Annotated in this window: 20 protein-coding genes; 11 read left to right on the top strand and 9 right to left on the bottom strand. The window is 71.7% G+C overall.

Going from position 1 to position 21,595, the window contains the following annotated elements:
- The first annotated feature begins 8 nt into the window (after positions 1–8).
- Complete coding sequence (locus tag ACZ7MF_RS20700; protein WP_471478315.1) at positions 9–908, top strand: oxygenase MpaB family protein; 900 nt, start codon at positions 9–11, stop codon at positions 906–908.
- A 217-nt stretch (positions 909–1,125) separates the two neighbouring features.
- Here the strand turns inward: ACZ7MF_RS20700 and ACZ7MF_RS20695 are convergent, their stop codons facing one another.
- Positions 1,126–1,725, bottom strand: a complete 600-nt coding sequence (locus ACZ7MF_RS20695) for a class I SAM-dependent methyltransferase (RefSeq protein WP_471478313.1) — start codon at positions 1,723–1,725, stop codon at positions 1,126–1,128.
- A 170-nt stretch (positions 1,726–1,895) separates the two neighbouring features.
- Between ACZ7MF_RS20695 and ACZ7MF_RS20690 the strand changes: the two genes are divergently transcribed.
- From ACZ7MF_RS20690 to ACZ7MF_RS20670, 5 genes are all read left to right on the top strand, one after another.
- Positions 1,896–2,672, top strand: coding sequence for an MHYT domain-containing protein (locus ACZ7MF_RS20690; protein WP_471478311.1), 777 nt, complete (start codon positions 1,896–1,898; stop codon positions 2,670–2,672).
- A 62-nt stretch (positions 2,673–2,734) separates the two neighbouring features.
- Positions 2,735–5,326: a sensor histidine kinase gene (locus tag ACZ7MF_RS20685; RefSeq protein ID WP_471478309.1), complete on the top strand. Its 2,592-nt coding sequence runs from the start codon at positions 2,735–2,737 to the stop codon at positions 5,324–5,326.
- On the top strand, positions 5,323–5,760 hold the full coding sequence (locus tag ACZ7MF_RS20680) for a roadblock/LC7 domain-containing protein (protein ID WP_471478307.1): 438 nt from the start codon (positions 5,323–5,325) through the stop codon (positions 5,758–5,760). The genes ACZ7MF_RS20685 and ACZ7MF_RS20680 overlap by 4 nt, the downstream gene beginning before the upstream one ends.
- An 18-nt stretch (positions 5,761–5,778) precedes the next feature.
- Complete coding sequence (locus ACZ7MF_RS20675; protein ID WP_109030345.1) at positions 5,779–6,192, top strand: DUF742 domain-containing protein; 414 nt, start codon at positions 5,779–5,781, stop codon at positions 6,190–6,192.
- A gap of 81 nt (positions 6,193–6,273) precedes the next feature.
- Positions 6,274–6,879 carry a GTP-binding protein gene (locus tag ACZ7MF_RS20670; protein WP_471478304.1) on the top strand — a complete coding sequence of 202 codons (606 nt, stop codon included), beginning with the start codon at positions 6,274–6,276 and terminating at the stop codon, positions 6,877–6,879.
- Between the two features lie 28 nt (positions 6,880–6,907).
- Here ACZ7MF_RS20670 and ACZ7MF_RS20665 read toward each other — a convergent pair whose 3' ends face one another.
- Entirely contained in the window at positions 6,908–7,336 is a 429-nt protein-coding gene (locus tag ACZ7MF_RS20665) for a PPOX class F420-dependent oxidoreductase (protein WP_471478302.1), read from the bottom strand.
- Positions 7,337–7,441: 105 nt separating this feature from the next.
- Between ACZ7MF_RS20665 and ACZ7MF_RS20660 the strand changes: the two genes are divergently transcribed.
- Both ACZ7MF_RS20660 and ACZ7MF_RS20655 read left to right on the top strand, forming a co-directional pair.
- Positions 7,442–7,855, top strand: a complete 414-nt coding sequence (locus tag ACZ7MF_RS20660; protein WP_328559138.1) for a roadblock/LC7 domain-containing protein — start codon at positions 7,442–7,444, stop codon at positions 7,853–7,855.
- 137 nt (positions 7,856–7,992) lie between these two features.
- Positions 7,993–8,964: a DUF6397 family protein gene (locus ACZ7MF_RS20655; RefSeq protein ID WP_471478300.1), complete on the top strand. Its 972-nt coding sequence runs from the start codon at positions 7,993–7,995 to the stop codon at positions 8,962–8,964.
- Between the two features lies 1 nt (position 8,965).
- Here ACZ7MF_RS20655 and ACZ7MF_RS20650 read toward each other — a convergent pair whose 3' ends face one another.
- Both ACZ7MF_RS20650 and ACZ7MF_RS20645 read right to left on the bottom strand, forming a co-directional pair.
- The gene (locus tag ACZ7MF_RS20650) at positions 8,966–9,832 is read right to left on the bottom strand and encodes an acyl-CoA thioesterase (protein WP_471478298.1); all 867 of its coding nucleotides are present in this window, start codon (positions 9,830–9,832) and stop codon (positions 8,966–8,968) included.
- 19 nt (positions 9,833–9,851) lie between these two features.
- Positions 9,852–12,365: a DEAD/DEAH box helicase gene (locus ACZ7MF_RS20645; RefSeq protein ID WP_471478296.1), complete on the bottom strand. Its 2,514-nt coding sequence runs from the start codon at positions 12,363–12,365 to the stop codon at positions 9,852–9,854.
- Between the two features lie 145 nt (positions 12,366–12,510).
- On the opposite strand from ACZ7MF_RS20645, the gene ACZ7MF_RS20640 reads away from it, so the two are divergent.
- Entirely contained in the window at positions 12,511–13,305 is a 795-nt protein-coding gene (locus ACZ7MF_RS20640; RefSeq protein WP_003977680.1) for a metal-dependent hydrolase, read from the top strand.
- 20 nt (positions 13,306–13,325) lie between these two features.
- Here ACZ7MF_RS20640 and ACZ7MF_RS20635 read toward each other — a convergent pair whose 3' ends face one another.
- From ACZ7MF_RS20635 to ACZ7MF_RS20620, 4 genes are all read right to left on the bottom strand, one after another.
- A complete protein-coding gene (locus tag ACZ7MF_RS20635; protein WP_030181930.1) occupies positions 13,326–13,598 on the bottom strand; it encodes a type B 50S ribosomal protein L31 in 273 nt (90 codons plus the stop codon).
- Between the two features lie 63 nt (positions 13,599–13,661).
- Entirely contained in the window at positions 13,662–14,132 is a 471-nt protein-coding gene (locus ACZ7MF_RS20630; RefSeq protein ID WP_471478292.1) for a DUF5709 domain-containing protein, read from the bottom strand.
- A gap of 255 nt (positions 14,133–14,387) precedes the next feature.
- On the bottom strand, positions 14,388–16,169 hold the full coding sequence (locus ACZ7MF_RS20625) for an ABC transporter ATP-binding protein (RefSeq protein ID WP_471478290.1): 1,782 nt from the start codon (positions 16,167–16,169) through the stop codon (positions 14,388–14,390).
- A complete protein-coding gene (locus ACZ7MF_RS20620; protein WP_471478287.1) occupies positions 16,166–18,043 on the bottom strand; it encodes an ABC transporter ATP-binding protein in 1,878 nt (625 codons plus the stop codon). The genes ACZ7MF_RS20625 and ACZ7MF_RS20620 overlap by 4 nt, the downstream gene beginning before the upstream one ends.
- Before the next feature lie 234 nt (positions 18,044–18,277).
- Between ACZ7MF_RS20620 and ACZ7MF_RS20615 the strand changes: the two genes are divergently transcribed.
- Positions 18,278–19,036: a hypothetical protein gene (locus ACZ7MF_RS20615; protein WP_471478286.1), complete on the top strand. Its 759-nt coding sequence runs from the start codon at positions 18,278–18,280 to the stop codon at positions 19,034–19,036.
- Between the two features lie 16 nt (positions 19,037–19,052).
- Here ACZ7MF_RS20615 and ACZ7MF_RS20610 read toward each other — a convergent pair whose 3' ends face one another.
- Positions 19,053–19,514, bottom strand: coding sequence for a MarR family winged helix-turn-helix transcriptional regulator (locus ACZ7MF_RS20610; protein WP_361013540.1), 462 nt, complete (start codon positions 19,512–19,514; stop codon positions 19,053–19,055).
- A gap of 146 nt (positions 19,515–19,660) precedes the next feature.
- On the opposite strand from ACZ7MF_RS20610, the gene ACZ7MF_RS20605 reads away from it, so the two are divergent.
- On the top strand, positions 19,661–21,460 hold the full coding sequence (locus ACZ7MF_RS20605; RefSeq protein WP_356864129.1) for an ABC transporter ATP-binding protein: 1,800 nt from the start codon (positions 19,661–19,663) through the stop codon (positions 21,458–21,460).
- Positions 21,461–21,595 lie beyond the last annotated feature (135 nt).

Below are 21,595 nucleotides of genomic sequence, written 5' to 3'. Positions count from 1 at the left end.
GGGCGGCCATGGCAGGGCGCTTCGAGCGATTGGCACGGATCCGGCGCATGGATCCCCACGAGGACGCCTCGGAGATCTATCGGCTGTGCTCGGCCTACGAGTTCCCCTGGGACTTCGCCCGCGCTCTGGAACTGGCGCTCTTCCGCACCTACGCCGTGCCGAGCATCGGCCGACTGCTCGCCGAGACCGCGGAGTTCACCTCCCGGCCCCAGAAGCGCTACGACGACACGGCGCTGCTGCTCGACGCCGTGGTCGAGCACGGCTTCGACAGCCGGCAGGGCCGCACGGCCATCAGGCGCATCAACCAGATGCACCGCAGCTACGACATCACCAACGACGACATGCGGTACGTCCTGTGCACGTTCGTGGTGATCCCCAAGCGCTGGATCGACACCTACGGATGGCGCCGGATGTCGCGCCACGAGACCGTCGCCTCCGCCGTGCACTACCGCACGCTGGGGCGGCACATGGGCATCAAGGACGTTCCCGGTTCCTACGAGGAGTTCGAGGCCTGCCTCGACGCCTACGAGGAAACCCACTTCGCCTGGGACGAGGGTGCGCGCCGCGTCTCCGAGGCCACACTCGACCTCATGGCCTCCTGGTACCCGCGCCCTCTCGCGCCGCTCCTGCGCGCCGGGACCCTCGCCCTGCTCGACGACCCCCTGCTGCGGGCCTTCGGCTACGTCCCGCCGAGCCCCGTCACCCGCGCGGTCGTGCGTCGCGCCGTCAGGCTGCGCGGGCGCGCGGTCCGGCTGCTGCCGCCCAGGCGCGCCCCGCACCATGCCCGTCAGAACCGGGAGATCAAGGGCTATCCGAACGGCTACCGGCTGGCCGATCTGGGCACCCGCCCGACCCCCGGCCTCCGGGGCTGCCCGGTCCGACACATCGACACGTCAGCCGCCGAGTGAAGCGAGGCCGTGCCGGGGATCGGACCCCGTCATGCCCGCCCTCCTCGCGGAACTCGTGGTGGAGCGCGTCTGTCTTCAGAGCTCAGCGGCGAACTGCCGGGCCGGGAGGCCCTGGACGCGGCGGGCGTGCGCGTGACGACCGTGCCGGGCGCCGGGCGCGACGTCGTGCTCGACCGCCCCGACGCGTTCGCGGCGGCGGTCGCCCGGCGGGACTGACTCAGTCCGTGCGGGTCGCCAGGGCCAGGAACCGATCCTCCTCGTCGACGTACACCGTCATCTCCCACCCGGAACCGGCCAGCAGCGGCCGGAGGTTGGCCTCGGCGCGAAGGTCGCCCGGCGTGAGCCGCCGCCCCTGCCGTGCCGCGAGGGCCGCCCGGCCGATCGGGTGGAACAGCGCCAGCACACCGCCCGGACGCACTACGCGCGCCAACTCCCGCAGGTTTTGGGCCGGATCCGGAAGGTGCGCGACGAGACCCGCGGCGAAGACGGCGTCGAGCGTCCGGGAACGCAGGGGCAGCGCGGCCACGTCGGTCAGCAGCAGAAGTCCGTCACGGTCCCTCCCCGCCCGTACGGCGGCCCGGAGCATGGCAGGCGTCAGATCGGCCCCGACAACCAGCCCCGACGGCCCCACGGCCGCACGCAACGGGGGCAGGGCGCGACCGGTGCCGCATCCGGCATCGAGCACCCGACCGCCCTCGCGCAGCCCCAGTCCGGCGACGGCGGCGGTGTAGGCCGGGCCGTCGTCCGGGAACCGGCGGTCCCAGTCGGCGGCCCGGGAGCCGAAGAATTCCTGGACGTGCGTGTGGTCGTCGCTCATGCTTCGCATGATCCCCCAAGAGCATGCGAACCACGCGGAGCACAGAGAGAGCCACAGCGCACACGTTCGAGCGTGACGCGATCGTTCCATCTCCCCTCTGTGTCAGATAGCAACACCTTTCGAAATGCGCCCCCGTTGTGCGCCCCGTTCGGGACTAGCGTCCCGGAGCCATGGGACACCTGGACCACGCCGCTCTCGGCTGGCTGACCCCCGCGCTGTCGTACGCGATGGCCTGTACCGGCGCCGCCCTCGGGCTGCGCTGCACCGTGCGCGCCCTGGCCGCCACCGGGCGCACGCGCCGCAACTGGCTGTTGACCGCGGCCTCGGCGATCGGCACGGGCATCTGGACGATGCACTTCGTCGCCATGCTCGGCTTCCGGGTCAGCGGCACGGACATCCGCTACGACGTACCGCTCACCCTCGTGAGTCTGCTCGTCGCGGTACTCGTCGTCTGCGCCGGAGTCTTCGCCGTCGGCTACGGCCGCAACCGGGCGGGGGCACTCCTGCTCGGCGGACTCACCACCGGAATCGGCGTCGCGAGCATGCACTATCTCGGCATGGCGGCCATGCGCCTGCACGGCGAGGTGAGCTACGACCCGGTACGCGTCGGACTCTCGGTGCTCATCGCCGTCGCTGCCGCCACAGCCGCCCTGTGGGCTGCGCTCAACACCCGGTCGCCCCTCGCCGTCGCCTTCGCCTCGTTGATCATGGGGGCGGCGGTGAGCAGCATGCACTACACCGGCATGTTCGCGGTGAGCGTGCGCGTCACGCCCTCCGGCGAGGCGCTGCCGGGGGCCACGGCGATGCAGTTCATCTTCCCCCTCGCCGTCGGCCTCGGGTCCTACCTCTTCCTGACGTCGGCCTTCGTCGCGCTGTCGCCGACGGCTCGGGAGCGCGAGGCGTCCGCCTCGGCCCGGCAGCAACCCGCCGGGAGCACCGCCCCGTAACGGCGGACCGGGCGTCACGGCCCGGCGACAACGCACCGAACACCGTCCCGAGCGAGGAGGCCATGCGTCCACCCCGTACCACCCCCGCCCGTCCCACGCCCGAAGCCGGAGCCGAGACCTCGGCCCCGCCGTCCGTGCGCGGCCGTCGTGCGCATGCCGGACCACCCGCCGACGAGGGCGCGGCGGAGCCCGCGGGCGAGACACCCGACCCGCCCGCCACGCGCGTGTGGCGCGGGCGCATGCAGCCCCGGACCGTGCGCGCCCGGATCATCTGCCTCCTGATGGTGCCCGTCGTCTCCCTGCTGGCCCTGTGGGCGTACGCCACCGTCACCACCGCCCAGGACATCTCCCGGCTGCGGCAGGTCCAGCGTGTGGACGCCGGTGTCCGGGCCCCCGTCGGTACCGCCGTCGCCGCCCTTCAAGCCGAGCGGCTCGCGGCGGTGCGCCACGCCACCGACCCGTCGTCGGTGCCGGGCGCCGACTTCCGGGAACTGATCGCGCGTACCGACCGCGCGGTGGGACAGCTGCGGCTCGGCGACCAGCACACCGTGGCCGACAGTGAGGAACTGCCTGCCGGAGTGGCCCGGCGGCTCGAGGCGTTCGTCGCCGGCGCCGAACGGCTGGCGTCGCTGCGTACCGCGGTCCTCGACCACCGGGCGGACTGGGAGGAGGCCTACCGCCGCTACACGGCGGCCATCTCGGCCGCCTTCCACGTGGGCGGCGCGCTGAGCGGGGTCCAGGACGCCGATCCGGGATCCGACGCGCGCGTGCTGGTCGAGTTCGCCCGCGCGGGCGAGGCACTGGCCCAGGAGGGCGCCCTGCTGGGAGGTGCCCGCCCGGCCGACCAACTCGCCGGTGAGCGGCTACGCCTGTTCACCGGTGCCGTCGCCACGCGCCGGACGCTGACCGAGTCCGCCGTCGCCGATCTGGGCGGCTCCGAGCGCGCCGCCTGGCGGGATCTTGCCGGCAGCGCTGCCTACCTGACCGTGGGCGCGACGGAGGACCGGCTGCTCGACAGCGGATCGCCGGTACGGCCGGCCGAGGCCACGACATCCCTGACTGCCTGGGACGGGGCTCACGCGCGCGTGCGTGACGGCATGCGGGCCATCGAGCGGGACGCTGGACGTTCGGTTGCCGACCGGGCCGACCCGTTCACCCGCGGGGTGCTCACTCCGGCCGGGGCCGCGGTCCTGTTCGGACTCCTGGCCGTCGCCGCGTCGCTCGTCATCTCCGTCCGCATCGGCCGCGGTCTGGTGGTCGAGCTGGTGAGCCTGCGCAACAGCGCCCTGGAGATCGCCCGGCACAAGCTCCCAGCGGCGATGCGCAGGCTGCGCGCCGGGGACGAGATCGACATCCGGACCGAGGCGCCGCCGCGGCCTCCGGCCGAGGACGAGGCCGGCCAGGTCGCCGAGGCACTGGGCACCGTGCACCGGGCCGCCCTGCGCGCCGCCGTGGAACGTGCCGAACTCGCCGGCGGCATCGCCGGCGTCTTCGTCAACCTCGCCCGCCGCAGCCAGATCCTCGTCCACCGCCAACTGAGCCTCCTGGACAGCATGGAACGCCGCTCCGACGACCCGAACGAACTCAGCGACCTCTTCCGGCTCGACCACCTCACCACCCGCATGCGGCGCCACGCCGAAAGCCTGATCATCCTCTCCGGTGCGGCGCCCGGACGGGCCTGGCGCATGCCGGTCTCCCTGACCGACGTGGTCCGTGCCGCCGTCTCCGAAGTCGAGGACTACGCACGCGTGGAGGTGCGGCAGCTCCCCGACGCGTCCGTCCAGGGCGCGGCCGTCGCCGACGTCACCCACCTCCTGGCCGAGATCATCGAGAACGCGGCCCAGTTCTCACCACCCCACACACGCGTACGGGTCACCGGCGAACCGGTCGGCAACGGCTACGCGATCGAGGTCGAGGACCGCGGCCTCGGCATGGGCAAGGACGCCCTCGCCGACGCCAACCACCGCATCGCGCGGTCGGAGACGCTCGACCTGTTCGACAGCGACCGGCTCGGTCTGTTCGTCGTCAGCCGGCTCGCCGCCCGGCAGGACATCAAGGTGCACCTCAAGACCTCCCCCTACGGCGGCACCACCGCGGTCGTCCTCCTGCCCACCGCACTCCTGCACAGCGAAACGGCGCCACCTCCTCCCCGGGCGGCCCACGAGGCGGCCCGGGCCGAGGAGCAGCCGCACGCGCCCGTGCCCGGCGCCGGCGGGCAGCAGGAAACCGTGTCCGCACCGGTCGACCGGCCGGCACTGACATCCGCCGTACCGGCGGCGTCGCGCACCACCACGGCGGGACGGCCCCCCGGAGCGCCCGCGCTGCGACTGCACCGGTCCGCCGACGTCCCCGACCCCTCCGAAGCCCCCGCGAGGAGCGACGTACCCCGCCCGCCGCAGCCGACGGGGGAGCCCGACGATCTTCCCCGGCGGGTACGGCAGGCGAGTCTCGCCCCCCAGCTGCGCGACGGCAGACCCCCTGAGCCGGCCCGGCCCGGCCCGGCGCACGACGACGAGCAGCGCACCCCCGAGGCCGTACGGGACCGCATGACCGCCTACCGCGACGGCTGGTCACGCGGCGGTGGCCGTGACCCCGGCCACCCCGCACCGCCGCCACCGCCGACCGGCGACAGCATTGAAGGAGACCCCGCGTGATCCAGAACCCCGGCACCGGGACCGCCCGGCGGGCCCGCCAACTCGACTGGCTCCTGGACGACCTTGTCGGACGCGTACACGAGGTGCGGCACGCCGTGGTGCTGTCGAACGACGGACTCGCCGTGGGCACCTCGCACGGACTCGCCCGCGAAGACGCCGAACACCTCGCCGCCGTCGCCTCCGGCTTCCACAGCCTGGCCAAGGGGGCGGGCCGGCACTTCGGCGCCGGGGCCGTGCACCGGACCATGGTGGAGATGGACGACGGCTACCTGTTCGTGGCCGCGGCGGGAGACGGTTCCTGCCTCGCCGTCCTCACCGCCGTGACCGCGGACATCGGTCTCGTGGCCTACGAGATGGCACGGCTGGTGAGACGGGTCGGCGAGCACCTCCACACCGCACCACGTGCCGCCGCACGACCACCCTTCGGCGCATGACCCGGAAGGGCCCCAGGGATGACCGACGACATCACGGGCGGCGGCCGGGAAGGACCGGGCAGCCAGTGGTACGACAACGAGGCCGGACCCCTCGTCCGCCCCTACGCGATGACCGGCGGCCGCACCCGGCCGGGCCCCGCGGGAGTGCGGTTCGACCTGATCGCCCTCGTCACGCGCGCGGTCGGCGCACCGGACGTCGACGACACCGTGCTCGGACCGGAACACCGCACGCTGATCGACCTGTGCCGCACGGAGACCCAGTCGGTGGCCGAACTCGCCGCCGACGCGGACCTGCCCGTGGGCGTCGTCAGAGTGCTCCTCGGCGACCTGGCGGAACTGGGGTGCGTGACCGTCAGCCGTCCCGTGCCACCGGCGCAGTTGCCGGACGAACGGATTCTGCGCGAAGTGATCGACGGACTGCGCGCTCTGTAGAGAACGCCGCACGAACGACCATGACCGGCACGCACGTGCACGACCACCCGCACGCCCCCCCCGCACCGAGAGAAGTGATCCATGGCCTCCGAACGCTCCGACGCCACGGACGGCGACACGACCGCGCTGGCGTTGAAGATCCTGGTCGCCGGAGGGTTCGGCGTGGGCAAGACCACCCTGGTGGGTGCGGTCAGCGAGATCCGGCCGCTGCGCACCGAGGAACTGCTCAGCGAGGCCGGACGGCTGGTGGACGACACCGACGGCATCGACCGGAAGGTCACCACCACCGTCGCCATGGACTTCGGACGCATCACCATCCGGTCCGGACTCTCCCTCTACCTCTTCGGCACACCGGGGCAGGACCGGTTCTGGTTCCTCTGGGACGAACTGGCACAGGGGGCGCTGGGCGCCGTAGTCCTCGCGGACACCCGACGCCTGGCGGACTGCTTCCCCGCGGTGGACTACTTCGAACACCGGCACATCCCGTTCGTGGTGGCCGTGAACTGCTTCACGGGAGCACGCCGCCACGACGAGCACAGCGTCCTGCGCGCCCTCGACCTCGATCCGGGAACACCCGTGGTGCTGTGCGACGCCCGGGACCGTGACTCGGGGAAGGAAGTACTGATCCGGCTCGTCGAGTACGCCGGGCGGATGCACACCGCCCGGCTCCTCGACTCCGTCCGCTGACCGGACGGTCCCCCTGGGCAGGGGGCTCTCAGTCAGCCACCGACTTCTGGGCCAGGACCTTGTCCACGGCCACCCGGACGAGGAGTTCACCCGGGACACCGTTGCGTGCCCCGAACTCCTCGGCGCGCTCCTCACCCATGTACCGGGCGCCGATGCGCGCGGCCCAGTGCCGCAGTTCGCCGAGGTCCTCCGAGATGCGCGCACGTCCCTGCAGCACCACGAAGTGGAAGGGCGGCCGGTCGTCGTCCACGCACAGGGCGATACGGCCGTCACGGACCAGATTGCGCCCCTTCACGGTGTCCTTGCCGGTGTTGAACACGAGGTCGTCCCCGTCCAGCAGGAACCAGATGGGCGCGATGTGCGGGCTGCCGTCGGCCCGGACGGTCGAGAGTTTTCCGGTGCGGGTGCCGTCCGAGACGAACGCCCGCCATTCCTCATCGGTCATCTTCTGTGCCATGCCCCCATCCTCCTTGCCCGGAGCACGGGCGTGGTGAAGGCTGGCGGACGGATCCCCCGGCCAGGGGGAGGCAACGCGTACGGGGAGACACGGGGAGATCGGATCATGGTGCAGAACCAGGGACTGGGCTGGCTGCTGGACGACCTGACCGCACGCGTCGAACACGTGCGGCACGCGTTGGTCCTGTCCAACGACGGATTGGTGACCGGGGCGAGTACGGGCCTGCGACGCGAGGACGCCGAGCACCTCGCCGCCGTGTCGTCCGGACTGCACAGCCTGGCCAAGGGCTCGGGCCGTCATTTCGGCGCCGGCCAGGTACGGCAGACGATGGTCGAGTTCGACGATGCCGTCCTGTTCGTCACCGCGGCGGGATCGGGCAGTTGCCTGTGCGTGCTCAGCGGGGCGGAGACCGACATCGGGCAGATCGCGTACGAGATGACGCTGCTCGTGAACCGGGTGGGTGAGCACCTCGACGTCGACGCGCGACAGCCGGGGCGAATATCACCCACCGAGCTCTGACCTGCGCTTTCGGCGTCCCTGGGGGCGGTCGCAGAGTTATCCACAGGCTCGCCGCGGATGGTGTGGTTGCGGCTACGGTTTTTTGTGTCGGCGGGCGCGGACGGCGCCGGCCACACACTCCACGGGGGAGACGAACCATGTCCGGCAACACCATCACGCACAACGTCGCAGCGCTCGGCGACCGGACCGGGACCACCCGGGGCGCCTCGGTCACCTACCACCGCGCGGCGCGAGAACTGGGCCTCAGGCGCAGCGAGTTCGATCTCGCCGTGCACCTCGGCCGGGTCCGCACGGTACCCGACGACGGAGGAGGCGGGCGGCGCGTCCCTCGCGACGAGATCGACCGGATCCGGGCGGCGGACGGTTTCCCCGAGGCGCTTCGGGCCGCTGTCCGGGCGGTCGGGACCACGGAGGGCGCGGCCCTCATGGACGTGACCACGGCCCGGTTCACCCGTCTCGCACGACTGGGACTGCTGGTGCCCGTGAAGTTCTACGTCAACCGGTACCGCGCCGTCGTCTGGCTGTATCTGGCAGAGGAGCTACGGCAGTTCAGGACCGACGAGCGCAACACCGCACTGCTGAAGGGGCGCACGCCCGAAGGCCTGCGGGACCAGCTTGGGGAGGGACTGGACCTGCGTCCCCGCAACTGGCGGGGAAGGCATCTGGGATTCCTGCTCCGACAGGCGGACGACCCGTGGGCCCGGGCCGCGGCGGTGGCGTCGCTGCTCGACGCCGCCGAGATCTCGGACGTCGTCACGGATCCCTACGAGCGTTCCCAGCTGCGCCGGTTCCGCCCCGCACTCGCCCCGCACGGGTCGCCGGGCTCCCCGGCCGCGCAGCTCGCCGAGGAGATCGTCACGGCCGGCGACCCGGACGAGGTCGACTGGCTCCGCTCGGACCTGGCGGCCGCGGTGGACGTGGCCCGCCGCCATCGTCCGGCGCCACGCCCGGCCACGCACGTCGTGCCGCACCCGCCCGGTCCGGGATCCCTGCCCCGCGAGACGGCGCAACCGTTGCCGCCCGAGGCGGAGAACGCCGCACCGCGCGCGGCGCAGCAACCCGGACGGCTGAGTGGTCTGTTCGGCAGGCTGTGGCGCAGAGACTCCTGACCTACAGGGCCCGGAAAAGCCCTTCCTGGACGACGGAGACCAGCATGCGGCCTTCCCTGTCGTAGATCCGCCCACGGGCCAGCCCACGCCCGCCGGTCGCGATCGGCGACTCCTGGTCGTACAGGAACCACTCGTCGGCCCGGAACGGCCGGTGGAACCACATGGCGTGGTCCAGCGACGCCATGTCGAACCCCCGGGGACCCCACAGCGGCTCCACAGGGATGCGCACGGCGTCCAGGAGTGTCATGTCGCTGGCGTAGGTCAGGGCGCAGGTGTGCACGAGCGGGTCGTCGCCCAGCGGCCCGACGGCGCGCATCCACACGGCGCTGCGGGGCTCGGCTCCCTCGACGTCCTCGGCGCCCCAGCGAAGCCGGTCGACGTAGCGGATGTCGAAGGGCTGACGGCGGGCCATCCGCTCCAGCTGCTCCGGCAGTGCGCCGAGGTGTTCCCGTACCTCGTCGGCGACCGTCGGCAGGGACTCCGGATCGGGGACCTTGCGGGCCGGCGGCAACTGGTGCTCGAAACTCCCCTGCTCAGGCTTGTGAAAGGAGGCGGTGAGCGTGAAGATCGTGCGGCCCTGCTGCACGGCGGTGACCCTGCGGGTGGTGAACGACCGTCCGTCCCTGTCCCGTTCGACCTGGTACACGATGGGCACTCCCGGGCGTCCCGGACGCAGGAAGTACGCGTGCAGCGAGTGCACCGGGCGGTCACCGTCGGTGGTGCGGCCCGCGGCGACCAGGGCCTGGCCGGCCACCTGGCCGCCGAAGACCCGCTGCAGCGACTCCTCGGGACTGCGGCCACGGAAGATGTTGACCTCGATCTGCTCCAGGTCGAGCAGGGCGACGAGGCTCTCGGCCGGATTCGTCATGCGTGGGGTTCTCCTGTGCTCACAGCTGGCCGACATCGGTGACACGGACGACCGCACGGCCCTCCGCGTCGGAGGCGGTGAGGTCGACCTCCGCACTGATGCCCCAGTCGTGGTCGTCGTTCGGGTCGTCGAAGATCTGCCGCACGCGCCACAGCCCGTTCTGCGGCTCCTCCCCGATGATGAGCAGCTTCGGACCGCGGGCGTCGGGGCCGGTGCCCAGGTCGTCGTACTCGTCCCAGTACTTGTCCATGGCCTCGCCCCACGCGTCGGCGTCCCAGCCGGCGTCGGCATCCATCTCGCCCAGCTCACCGACCTGGTCCAGGGCGGCAAGCTCCACACGGCGGAACATGGCGTTGCGGACCAGCACACGGAAGGCACGCGCGTTGGCCGTGACCGGCCGTACCTGATCGGCCTTCTCCTGAGCCTCCTCGGCGGTCATCTCCTCCGGGTTGGCGAGCTGCTCCCACTCGTCCAGGAGGCTGGAGTCGACCTGGCGCACCATCTCGCCGAGCCACTCGATCAGGTCCTGCAGGTCCTCGGACTTGAGGTCGTCCGGCACGGTGTGGTCGAGGGCCTTGTAGGCGCTCGCCAGGTAGCGCAGCACGATGCCCTCGGTGCGGGCCAGTTCGTAGTGGGAGACCAGTTCCGTGAAGGTCAGTGCCCGTTCGTACATGTCGCGGATGACCGACTTCGGGGACAGCGGGTGGTCACCGACCCAGGGATGGCTCCTGCGGTACGTGTCGTAGGCGTGGAAGAGCAACTCCTCCAAGGGCTTCGGGTACGTGATGTCCTGGAGGCGCTCCATGCGCTCCTCGTACTCGACCCCGTCCGCCTTCATCGCGGCCACGGCCTCACCGCGGGCCTTGTTCTGCTGGGCTGCGAGGATCTGCCGCGGGTCGTCCAGCGTGGACTCCACGACCGACACCATGTCCAGCGCGTACGAAGGCGACTCCGGGTCCAGCAGCTCGAAGGCGGCCAGGGCGAACGTCGACAGCGGCTGGTTCAGCGCGAAGTCCTGCTGCAGGTCCACCGTGAGACGCACGATGCGACCCTCCGCGTCCGGCCGGTCGAGCTTCTCCACGATGCCGCCGTCCAGCAGCGAGCGGTAGATGGCGATCGCCCGCCGGATGTGCCTCAGCTGCTGCCTGCGCGGCTCGTGGTTGTCCTCCAGCAGGTGCCGCATCGCCGAGAAGGCGTCGCCGGGGCGGGCGATCACCGACAGCAGCATGGTGTGGGTGACCCGGAAGCGGGACGTCAGCGGCTCCGGCTCCGAGCCGATGAGCTTGTCGAACGTGCTTTCCGACCAGGCGACGAACCCCTCGGGAGCCTTCTTCCGGACGACCTTCCGCCGCTTCTTCGGGTCGTCACCGGCCTTGGCGAGTGCCTTCTCGTTCTCGACGACGTGCTCGGGTGCCTGGGCGACGACGAAGCCCTCCGTGTCGAACCCGGCACGCCCGGCCCGGCCGGCAATCTGGTGGAACTCCCTGGCCCTCAGCGTGCGGACCCGGGTGCCGTCGTATTTGGACAACGCGGTGAACAGCACGGTCCGGATCGGCACGTTGACGCCCACGCCGAGCGTGTCCGTCCCGCAGATCACCTTCAGCAGGCCCGCCTGTGCCAGCTTCTCCACCAGCCGCCGGTACTTGGGGAGCATGCCGGCGTGGTGGACTCCGATGCCGTGGCGCACGTACCGGGAGAGATTGCGGCCGAACTTCGTGGTGAAGCGGAAGTTGCCGATCAGCTCGGCGATCCGTTCCTTCTCCTCACGCGAGCACATGTTGATGCTCATCAGCGCCTGCGCCCGTTCCACGGCCTGCGCCTGGGTGAAATGCACGATGTACACGGGCGCCTGCCGGGCCGCCAGCAGATCGGTGAGCGTCTCGGTGAGCGGGGTGTAGCGGAATTCGTAGGACAGCGGCACCGGACGGGTGGCCGAGCGGACCACCGCGGTGGGCCGCTTGGTGCGGCGCGCCAGGTCCTTCTCGAAGAAGGAGACGTCGCCGAGCGTCGCCGACATCAGGACGAACTGGGCCTGCGGCAGTTCCAGCAGGGGAATCTGCCAGGCCCAGCCGCGGTCCGGCTCCGCGTAGAAATGGAACTCGTCCATGACGACCTGACCGATGTCGGCATGCTTGCCGTCACGCAGCGCGATCGACGCCAGGACCTCGGCGGTGCAGCAGATGACCGGGGCGTCGGAGTTCACCGAGGCGTCGCCGGTCAGCATGCCCACGTTCTCGGTGCCGAAGATCTTGCACAGCTCGAAGAACTTCTCCGACACCAGCGCCTTGATCGGAGCCGTGTAGAAGGTGACCTCGTCCCGGGCCAGGGCGGCGAAGTGCGCGCCGGCCGCGATCATGCTCTTGCCGGAACCGGTGGGAGTCGACACGATCACGTTCGCGCCGGAGACCACCTCGATCAGCGCCTCCTCCTGATGGGGGTAGAGCGTGAGACCGCGTTCCTGGGCCCACGCCTCGAAGGCTTCGTACAAGGCATCGGGGTCGGCGGTCCGCGGCAGCTGATCGATGAGGGTCACGCCCCCATCTTGCCTGTCCCGGGTCGTGATGGGGGAATCGGCTGTCCGCATGAAGATCACGAACGCTACGCTGGGTCGCCGGCGCGGCAAGCGCGGACGTGGACAACTGCACAGCGGCACACGAGGAATGGGGCGGGCAAGGGCGATGATGGGACCAGCACACTCACTGTCGGGCGCCGCGGCGTGGCTCGGCGTCGGGGCGGCGACCGCCGCCGCGGGACATCCGATGCCCTGGCCGGTGCTGCTCGCCGGAGCCCTGATCTGCGCCGGAGCGGCGCTCGCCCCCGACCTCGACCACAAGGCGGCCACCATCTCCCGGGCCTTCGGACCGGTCTCTCGGGGGCTGTGCGAGATCGTGGACAAGCTGTCCTACGCCGTCTACAAGGCCACGAAGAAGCGGGGCGATCCGCGCCGCACCGGCGGGCACCGCACGCTGACGCACACCTGGCTGTGGGCGGTCCTGATCGGCGGGGGCACCTCGGTCCTGGCCATCACGGGTGGCCGTTGGGCGGTCCTGGCGATCCTCTTCGTGCACATGGTGCTGGCCATCGAGGGCCTGCTCTGGCGGGCCACCCGCGGCTCCAGCAGCGACGTGCTGGTCTGGCTGCTGGCCGGGACCAGCGCATGGATCCTCGCCGGGATCCTGGACAAGCCGGACGGTGGTGCGGACTGGCTGTTCACCGCGCCGGGCCAGGAGTACCTGTGGCTGGGGCTGCCGATCGTGCTCGGCGCGCTGGTGCACGACATCGGCGACGCGCTGACCGTCTCCGGCTGCCCGATACTCTGGCCCATACCGGTGGGCCGCAAGCGCTGGTATCCCATCGGCCCGCCGAAGGCGATGCGGTTCCGGGCGGGCAGCTGGGTGGAGCTGAAGGTGCTGATGCCGGTGTTCATGCTGCTCGGGGGAGTGGGCGGCGCGGCGGCGCTCAACTTCATCTGAGCGACGCGGGTCCGAGCGGCTCAGCCGGTCTCCCCGGCGTCCTGTCCCTCGCCCGCACCGTAACGCCGCTCGAAGCGGGCGACGCGCCCCTCCGAGTCCACCGTTCGTGCCTTGCCCGTGTAGAAGGGGTGGCTCTCCGAGGAGATCTCCACGTCCACCACCGGGTAGGTCTCGCCGTCGTCCCACGCGATGGTCTGGTCGCTGGTCGCGGTGGACCGGGTCAGGAAGGCGTACCCGGCGCTGCGGTCACGGAAGACGACGGGCCGGTAGTCGGGGTGCTTGTCCTGCTGCATGGCTGCTCCTCGTACGGCACGGTTCATCGGGGCGGCGGCAGGTGCCTGTCGTCGCGAGTGGTGTCAACCGGGCAGGGAGTCCTCGTCGACCACGTGCATCGCTGCCTCCTCGGCGGAGGCGGCCGCACCGTCGATGCCCACGTCCAGGGCGACCAGCGCCGGCTCCTCGTCCTCGTGTGCCCCTTCGTCGGGTGCCACGAGCCGGCCGGAGCGGTCCGCGCCGACCTCGTTGTCCAGCAGTTCCCCGTCGGTGCCGTCGGAATCGCCCAGCCCGTCGCCATCGGGCGCGAGCTCGTCCGGCCGCTCCTCGGCGAGCCGCTGGTCCAGCGTTTCGCCGCGGCGGCGTTCGGCGGCCGTCACGCCGGTGTGCTCCACCGCCCAGGGGCGCTCGGGCGGGGACCAGCCCCGGTCGAGGGGATCGTCGACACCGTCCTCCTCGAGGGTGTCCTCGCTGTCGAGGAGGCCGGTGTCCTCCCGCTGCTCGGATCCGTCGGGCTGGTAGACGTCATCTCCCCATCCGTCGACGCTGTTCACGGATACCTCCAGGGGGTGGGGACCGGCCCCTTCTCACCGTGGACCGCGGCGGGCCGCCGCTGCACGGGGCACAGGCCTCACCCGTCGGAGAACCGTGCGGTTCCCGGGCCTGCCTCGAGCCGGTGCCTTCTCCCAGCCTTCCACTCCCGTTCGGCACCGCGCAACGGCACGGACGCCGTCGGGGTACCCGCCGGGCCGGACGCCCTTGCGCTGCACCGCCCCGGAACCCTCCCGCTCTCGAAGAGCGTGACGTGGCTACCCGTGCCAGGACCGCCACAGTGCCGCGTAGGCACCGTCCGCCGTGACGAGTTCGTCGTGGCTGCCCAGCTCACTGATCCGGCCGTTCTCGACCACGGCGATGACGTCGGCGTCGTGGGCGGTGTGCAGGCGATGGGCGATCGCGATCACCGTGCGACCGTCCAGGACCCGGGCCAGGGACCGTTCGAGATGGCGTGCGGCCCGTGGGTCGAGCAGGGACGTCGCCTCGTCCAGCACCAGGGTGTGCGGGTCGGCCAGCACCAGGCGGGCCAGCGCGATCTGCTGGGCCTGCGCCGGGGTCAGCGCGAAGCCGCCCGAGCCGACCTCGGTGTCCAGGCCCTCGTCCAGCCCACGGGACCAGTCGTCCGCGTCGACCGCGCCCAGCGCCGCCCACAGCTCGGCGTCGGTGGCGCCGGTCCTGGCGAGCCGGAGGTTGTCACGCAGGGAGCCCACGAAGACGTGGTGCTCCTGGTTGACCAGCGCGACGTGCGAGCGGACCCGTTCCGCGGACATCCGGGAGAGCTCCGCCCCGCCCAGGGTGATCCTGCCCTCCCTGGGACCGTAGATGCCCGCGAGCAGCCTGCCCAGGGTGGATTTGCCGGCGCCCGAGGGGCCGACCAGGGCGAGCCTGGTGCCCGGGGCGACCTCCAGCGACACCTTACGCAGGACGTCCACGCCCTCGAGGTAGCCGAAGTGCACGCGGTCGGCGTGCACGTGCCGTCCGTCGGGGGCCAGCGTGGCGTCACCGGCGTCCGGCTCGATGTCCCGCACGCCCACCAGCCGGGCCAGGGACACCTGGGCCACTTGCAGCTCGTCGTACCAGCGCAGGATGATGCCGACCGGGTCGACGAGCATCTGCGCGATCAGGGCGGCCGTGGTCAGCTGGCCCACCCCGATCCAGCCCTGGAGGACGAAGACACCACCGATGAGCAGGACGGAGGCGAGTACGGTCACGTGGGTGACGTTGATGACGGGGAAGAGCACCGACCGCAGCCACAGGGTGTAGCGCTCCCAGGCCGTCCACTCCCTGACCCGGCGCTCGGACAGCTCGATGCGACGGGCGTCGAGGCGGTGGGACTCCACGGTGCGCCCGGCGTCCACCGTCTCGGCGAGCGCGGCGGCCACCGCGGCGTACCCGGCGGCCTCCGAGCGGTAGGCGGCGGGCGCCCTGCGGAAGTACCAGCGGCAGCCGATCACCAGCAGCGGCACCGCGATCAGTACCGCGGGCGCCAGCGGCGGCGCCGTCACCACCAGGCCGCCGAGCAGCAGCACCACCCAGACGGCACCGATCGCGAGCTGGGGCACGGCCTCGCGCATGGCGTTGGCGAGCCGGTCGATGTCCGTGGTGATCCGGGAGAGCAGGTCCCCCGTGCCGGCCCGCTCCAGCACGCCGGGCGGCAGTCCGACCGACCGCACGAGGAAGTCCTCGCGCAGATCGGCGAGCATCCGTTCGCCGAGCATGGCCCCCCGCAGCCGTACCTCGCGCACGAACACGGCCTGCACGACGAGGGCGAGCACGAAGAGCGTGGCCGTGAGGCCCAGACGCAGCTCGCGCGCGTCGTCCGAGACCCGCTCCACGAGCCCCCCCAGCAGGTAGGGGCCCGCCATCGAGGCGATCACGGCGACGGTGTTGACGGTGACGAGGAAGAGGAAGGCCCGGCGGTGCCGGCGCAGCAGTTCTCCCACGTACGCGCGCACGGTCGGGCGCGCGCCGACGGGCAGGGTGCTCGCCGTCGTGGGGGCCGCCGGGTCGTAGGACGGTGGGGCGACGCCGATCATGCCGTCTCCTCGATCTCTTCCAGTCGGTGCAGTACGTCGTCGTCGCTCAGGGAGCCGTCCCGGTCCTCGGCGCGGCCGTCGCCGGTCGGGGGCTTCCCCGGTTTCCCGCCGGCCGGTACGGCGCCCGGGTGCGCCGCGGTCTCCTCTTCGGTCTCGCGGGTCACCACCGCCCGGTACCGGGGCTCGGTCTGCAGCAGTTCCCGGTGCGCGCCGACCGCCGCGACCTCGCCTTCGTGCAGGAACACGATTCGGTCGGCACGGTCCAGCAGCAGCGGCGAGGAGGTGAACACCACCGTGGTGCGCCCCGCGCGCAGTGCCCGCACGCCTTCCGCGATCCGCGCCTCGGTGTGCGAGTCGACGGCCGAGGTCGGTTCGTCCAGGACCAGCGCCTCCGGGTCCGTGATCAGGGACCGGGCCAGCGCCAGTCGCTGGCGCTGGCCGCCCGACAAGGAACGGCCGCGCTCGGTGATGCGGGCGTCCATCGGGTCGTCGGCGCCGAGCGAGCCCTGCGCGAGCGCCGTCAGTACGTCGCCGCACTGGGCGGCGGCCAGCGCGTCCTCGGCGCCGACGGCACCGGACGCGGGCACGTCCAGCAGCTCCCGGAGCGTTCCGGAGAGCAGCACCGGGTCCTTGTCCTGCACCAGCACGGCGGTGCGCGCGGACTTCAGGGGAAGCTCGTCCAGCGGCACCCCGCCCAGCAGGGCCGACGTGCCCTCCTCCGAGGGGTGCCCGCCGAGCCGCTCCGCCAGCCGCCCGGCCGTGTCCGGGTCGCCGCACACCACGGCGGTGAACCGGCCCGCCGGAGCCAGGAGACCGGTGGCGGGGTCGTACAGGTCGCCGGTAGGGGTCTCGGCGGCGCGCGAACCCGCGGTGTCCGTGGTGCGTTCCAGGGACAGCACCCGTGCCGCCCGTTTGGCCGAGGGCCGGGAGAAGGAGTACGCCATGGCGATCTCCTCGAAGTGCCGCAGCGGGTAGGTGAGGATCATGACGGAGCTGTAGACGGTGACGAGTTCGCCGACATTGATCCGGCCGTCGCGGGCCAGGTGGACGCCGTGCCAGACCACGGCGATCAGCAGCAGCCCGGGCAGCAGCACCTGGATGGCGGAGATCAAGGACCACATGCGGGCGCTGCGCACGGCAGCGTGACGCACCTCCTGGGAGGCGCCGCGATAGCGGTCGAGGAAGAGTTCCTCGCCGCCGATGCCGCGCAGCACGCGCAGTCCGGCGACGGTGTCCGAGGCGATTTCGGTGGCGCGGCCGGCCTTGTCGCGCTGGACGTCGGCCCGCCGGGTGGCGCGGGGCAGCAGGGGCAGTACCGCGAGGGCCAGCACGGGCAGGCCCACGATCACGACGACGCCGAGCGCCGGCTGGTAGACCACCAGCGCCACACAGACCAGCACGATGGTGAGCGCGGCCGCGGTGAAGCGGGAGACGGCCTCCACGAACCAGCCGATCTTCTCGACGTCGCCGGTGGACACGGCCACGACCTCACCGGCCGCGACGCGCCGGGTCAGCGCCGAGCCCAGCAGCGCGGTCTTGCGGGCCAGCAGTTGCTGGACGCGGGCCGCGGCGGTGATCCAGTTGGTGACGGCGGCGCGGTGCAGGAAGGTGTCGCCGAGCGCGTTGCCGACACAGCACAGGACCATGACGCCGCCCGCGACGGCGAGCCGGCTGCCGGAGCGGTCGACGACCGCCTGGATGGCGAGACCGACGCAGAAGGGCAGGGCGGAGACGGAGGCGAAGTGCAGCAGGCCCCAAGCCAGCGACTTGAGTTGCCCACCGAGCTGGTTGCGGAACAGCCACCACAGGAATCGGGGGCCCGAGCGTGCGTCCGGCACACCCGGGTCGGGATACGGAAGGTCTTGGATCTGCATGACGTCCCAGTGGCTCGTGGCTCGTGTCAGGGGATGCCGTTGCTATGCGGCATCAAGAGGCTGCAAACCGTGAAAGGTTCGCGTCGCGACGTGCCCAAAATCAAGCGGTTTTCCGCGATGGGGTACGAATCCGGCTGTGGTCCGCCACAAGGCCTCCACACCACCCGCCGCGGCGCGTGCGCCGCTTCGCGGCCGTCCTGACGGTATGTCCGAAGGGAGTGGGACCATGGACGGATGGCACGTGGTGGTGGACGGCGTACGGCGGTCGCGATGGCGGCCCTTGGATCACTGTTGGCGATGGCGGCGCTGTCCGCCTGCGGCGGCCCGTCGGGGGACGGCGGGGACTCCCGGGCGGGCGAATCCCCCGGCGAGGCGGGCCGGAGCAGTGCCTCGGCCGACCCGACGAGGATCCCCGGCGTCGGCGACCGGCTCCAGACGCGCATCCCGGGCGACTCGCGCCAGGTCGTCGCGGTGTACGGGAACGGCAGCAATTCCGCCGATTCCACGGTCGTGCTCTACAGCAAACAGGGCTCCGCCTGGCACCGCGACCGGAGTTGGGCGGCGCACAACGGCACGAAGGGGTGGACGACCGACCACCACGAGAACGACAGGCGCAGCCCCGTCGGAGTGTTCACGCTCAGCGACGCGGGCGGCGTGCTCCCGGACCCGGATCCGGCCCCCGGCACGGGGCTGCCGTACAGCAGGTCCGCGAGCTTCGCGGCACCGCGGTGGTGGGCGAAGTCGTACTGGCACGACTTCGACTACGTCATCGCCATCGACTACAACCGCGTCAAGGGCACCCCGCCGAACGACCCGACCCGCCCCGAAGGTGCGTCCAAGGGCGGTTCGATCTGGCTGCACATGGACCACGGCAGCGGTACGTCGGCCTGCGTCAGCCTGCCCAAGCCGGCCATGGAGTACCTGCTGCGCACGCTGGACCCGGACCGGCACCCCGTCGTCGTGATGGGGGACAGGGCCCATCTGAAGGCCTGAGTCCGGGCCACCGCGTTCACGCCGTCCGGCGGCCCTCGCCCGTGTCGGGGCCGTCGACCAGGGTGTCCAGCAGTCCGCCCAGCACCGCGCGCTGCTCGTCCGTCAGCGGGGCAAGGATCTCCTCGGCGGCCGAGCGGCGCGCACCGCGCAGTTCCCGCAGGGCGGCGCGCCCGTCGTCGGTCAGCTCGATCCGGATGACCCGGCGGTTGGCGGGGTCCGGGACGCGGCGTACCTTCCCGGCCGCCTCCAGCCCGTCGACCAGGGTCGTCACCGCCCGGGGCACGACTTCCAACCGCTCGGCCAGGTCGGCCATACGGGGAGGCGAGCCCCAGTGCGCCAGCGTGCGCAGGAGCCGGGACTGGGCCGGGGTGATGCCGAGGTCGCGGTGCTCGAGATGGCGCTTCTGGATGCGGTGCACCCTGCGGGTGAGCCGCAGCAGCTGCTCGGCGAGCAGGCCGTCGGGATCGGGGGCGGTCATACGGGAACAATATCAGGATGATGTTCATTGTGAGTATAGGTAACAATGACCTATGATCCGTAAGGTCGGCGAAAGTCCGCCGCAGGCCCCGGAGGCCTGCCGTCCGAGGATTCCGTCGGCCTTCCCCGCCTCCTCCGAAGGAGCCCATGCACCCCGATCGCGAATCCGCCTGGACCGCACCCGCCGACGCCGAACAGCCCCGGCAGGTGCGCCGCATCCTCAAGCTGTTCCGCCCCTACCGCGGCCGCCTCGCGGTCGTCGGCCTGCTGGTCGGTGCCGCGTCGCTGGTGTCGGTCGCCACGCCCTTCCTGCTCAAGGAGATCCTCGATGTCGCCATCCCCGAGGGGCGCACGGGCCTGCTGAGCCTGCTCGCCCTCGGCATGATCTTCGGCGCCGTCCTCACCAGCGTCTTCGGCGTGCTGCAGACCCTGATCTCCACGACCGTGGGCCAGCGCGTCATGCACGACCTGCGCACCGCCGTCTACGGCCGGCTCCAGCAGATGTCCCTCGCCTTCTTCACCCGCACCCGCACCGGCGAGGTCCAGTCCCGCATCGCCAACGACATCGGCGGCATGCAGGCCACCGTCACCTCCACGGCGACCTCGCTGGTGTCCAACCTGACCAGCGTGGTCGCCACGATCGTCGCCATGGTCGTCCTCGACTGGCGCCTGACCGTCGTCTCGCTGCTCCTCCTCCCGGTGTTCGTGTGGATCAGCCGTCGCGTCGGCAGGGAACGCAGGAAGATCACCACCCGGCGCCAGAAGCAGATGGCCGCGATGGCCGCCACGGTCACCGAGTCGCTCTCCGTCAGCGGCATCCTGCTGGGCCGCACCATGGGCCGGTCCGACTCGCTCACCCGCGCCTTCGCGGACGAGTCCGAGAGCCTGGTCGACCTTGAAGTGAGGTCGAACATGGCGGGCCGCTGGCGGATGGCCGTCATCACGATCGTCATGGCCGCCATGCCGGCCGTCATCTACTGGACCGCGGGCATCGCCCTGCAACTCGGCGGCCCCGACGTCTCCCTCGGCACCATCGTCGCCTTCGTCTCGCTCCAGCAGGGGCTGTTCCGCCCGACCGTGAGCCTGCTGTCGACCGGAGTGCAGATCCAGACCTCGCTCGCGCTCTTCCAGCGCATCTTCGAGTACCTCGACCTGCCGATCGACATCACCGAGCGAAAGGACGCCGTCCGCCTCGACCACATCAAGGGCGAGGTCCGCTTCGAGAGCGTCGGGTTCGGCTACGGCGGCAAGGGCGGCCCGGTCCTCGACGGCATCGACGTCACCGTTCCCGCCGGCAGCAGCCTCGCCGTCGTCGGTCCCACCGGCGCCGGCAAGTCCACGCTCGGCCACCTGGTGCCGCGGCTGTACGACGTGACGGACGGCCGGGTCACCCTCGACGGGGTCGACGTGCGCGACCTCGACTTCGACACCCTCGCCCGCGCGGTCGGCGTCGTCTCGCAGGAGACGTACCTCTTCCACGCCTCCGTCGCCGAGAACCTGCGCTTCGCCAAGCCGGACGCCACGGACGCCGAGCTGGAGGCGGCGGCGAGGGCGGCCCAGATCCACGACCACATCGCCGCCCTGCCCGACGGCTACGACACCGTGGTCGGGGAGCGCGGCCACCGCTTCTCCGGCGGCGAGAAGCAGCGCCTGGCCATCGCCCGCACCATCCTGCGCGACCCGCCGGTCCTCGTCCTGGACGAGGCGACCAGCGCCCTGGACACCCGTACCGAGGCGGCCGTGCAGGGCGCCATCGACGCCCTGTCCGCCAACCGCACCACGATCACGATCGCCCACCGCCTGTCCACCGTCCGTGACGCCGACCGGATCGTGGTCCTCGACTCCGGACGCCTGGCCGAACAGGGCACGCACGAGGCATTGCTCGCGCAGGACGGGAGGTACGCCGCGCTGGTCCGCCGGGACGCCCGACTGGAGCCGACAAGATGAAGATATGCCGGGTTTGTGTGCATGTGGGGGTTACCGTGCCCGCATGCAGATGAACACTCCGTCACGGAGCGCGAGAAGCGCGAGGAGCGCAAGGAGCGCCAGGGGCCCCAGAAGGAGCCTCAGGAGCCCCACAGG

This window comes from Streptomyces sp. NPDC111628, from assembly GCF_055635195.1.
Note: the sequence above shows the minus strand (reverse complement) of the source record. Positions and strands in the feature narration are given on the sequence as shown.

What these genes read in the sequence shown, in the direction of transcription:
- ACZ7MF_RS20700 (WP_471478315.1), top strand. Translation starts at nt 9, where the DNA reads ATGGCAGGGCGCTTCGAGCGATTGGCACGGATCCGGCGCATGGATCCC.
- ACZ7MF_RS20695 (WP_471478313.1), bottom strand. Translation starts at nt 1,725, where the DNA reads ATGAGCGACGACCACACGCACGTCCAGGAATTCTTCGGCTCCCGGGCC.
- ACZ7MF_RS20690 (WP_471478311.1), top strand. Translation starts at nt 1,896, where the DNA reads ATGGGACACCTGGACCACGCCGCTCTCGGCTGGCTGACCCCCGCGCTG.
- ACZ7MF_RS20685 (WP_471478309.1), top strand. Translation starts at nt 2,735, where the DNA reads ATGCGTCCACCCCGTACCACCCCCGCCCGTCCCACGCCCGAAGCCGGA.
- ACZ7MF_RS20675 (WP_109030345.1), top strand. Translation starts at nt 5,779, where the DNA reads ATGACCGACGACATCACGGGCGGCGGCCGGGAAGGACCGGGCAGCCAG.
- ACZ7MF_RS20670 (WP_471478304.1), top strand. Translation starts at nt 6,274, where the DNA reads ATGGCCTCCGAACGCTCCGACGCCACGGACGGCGACACGACCGCGCTG.
- ACZ7MF_RS20665 (WP_471478302.1), bottom strand. Translation starts at nt 7,336, where the DNA reads ATGGCACAGAAGATGACCGATGAGGAATGGCGGGCGTTCGTCTCGGAC.
- ACZ7MF_RS20660 (WP_328559138.1), top strand. Translation starts at nt 7,442, where the DNA reads ATGGTGCAGAACCAGGGACTGGGCTGGCTGCTGGACGACCTGACCGCA.
- ACZ7MF_RS20655 (WP_471478300.1), top strand. Translation starts at nt 7,993, where the DNA reads ATGTCCGGCAACACCATCACGCACAACGTCGCAGCGCTCGGCGACCGG.
- ACZ7MF_RS20650 (WP_471478298.1), bottom strand. Translation starts at nt 9,832, where the DNA reads ATGACGAATCCGGCCGAGAGCCTCGTCGCCCTGCTCGACCTGGAGCAG.
- ACZ7MF_RS20640 (WP_003977680.1), top strand. Translation starts at nt 12,511, where the DNA reads ATGATGGGACCAGCACACTCACTGTCGGGCGCCGCGGCGTGGCTCGGC.
- ACZ7MF_RS20635 (WP_030181930.1), bottom strand. Translation starts at nt 13,598, where the DNA reads ATGCAGCAGGACAAGCACCCCGACTACCGGCCCGTCGTCTTCCGTGAC.
- ACZ7MF_RS20625 (WP_471478290.1), bottom strand. Translation starts at nt 16,169, where the DNA reads ATGATCGGCGTCGCCCCACCGTCCTACGACCCGGCGGCCCCCACGACG.
- ACZ7MF_RS20620 (WP_471478287.1), bottom strand. Translation starts at nt 18,043, where the DNA reads ATGCAGATCCAAGACCTTCCGTATCCCGACCCGGGTGTGCCGGACGCA.
- ACZ7MF_RS20615 (WP_471478286.1), top strand. Translation starts at nt 18,278, where the DNA reads ATGGCACGTGGTGGTGGACGGCGTACGGCGGTCGCGATGGCGGCCCTT.
- ACZ7MF_RS20610 (WP_361013540.1), bottom strand. Translation starts at nt 19,514, where the DNA reads ATGACCGCCCCCGATCCCGACGGCCTGCTCGCCGAGCAGCTGCTGCGG.
- ACZ7MF_RS20605 (WP_356864129.1), top strand. Translation starts at nt 19,661, where the DNA reads ATGCACCCCGATCGCGAATCCGCCTGGACCGCACCCGCCGACGCCGAA.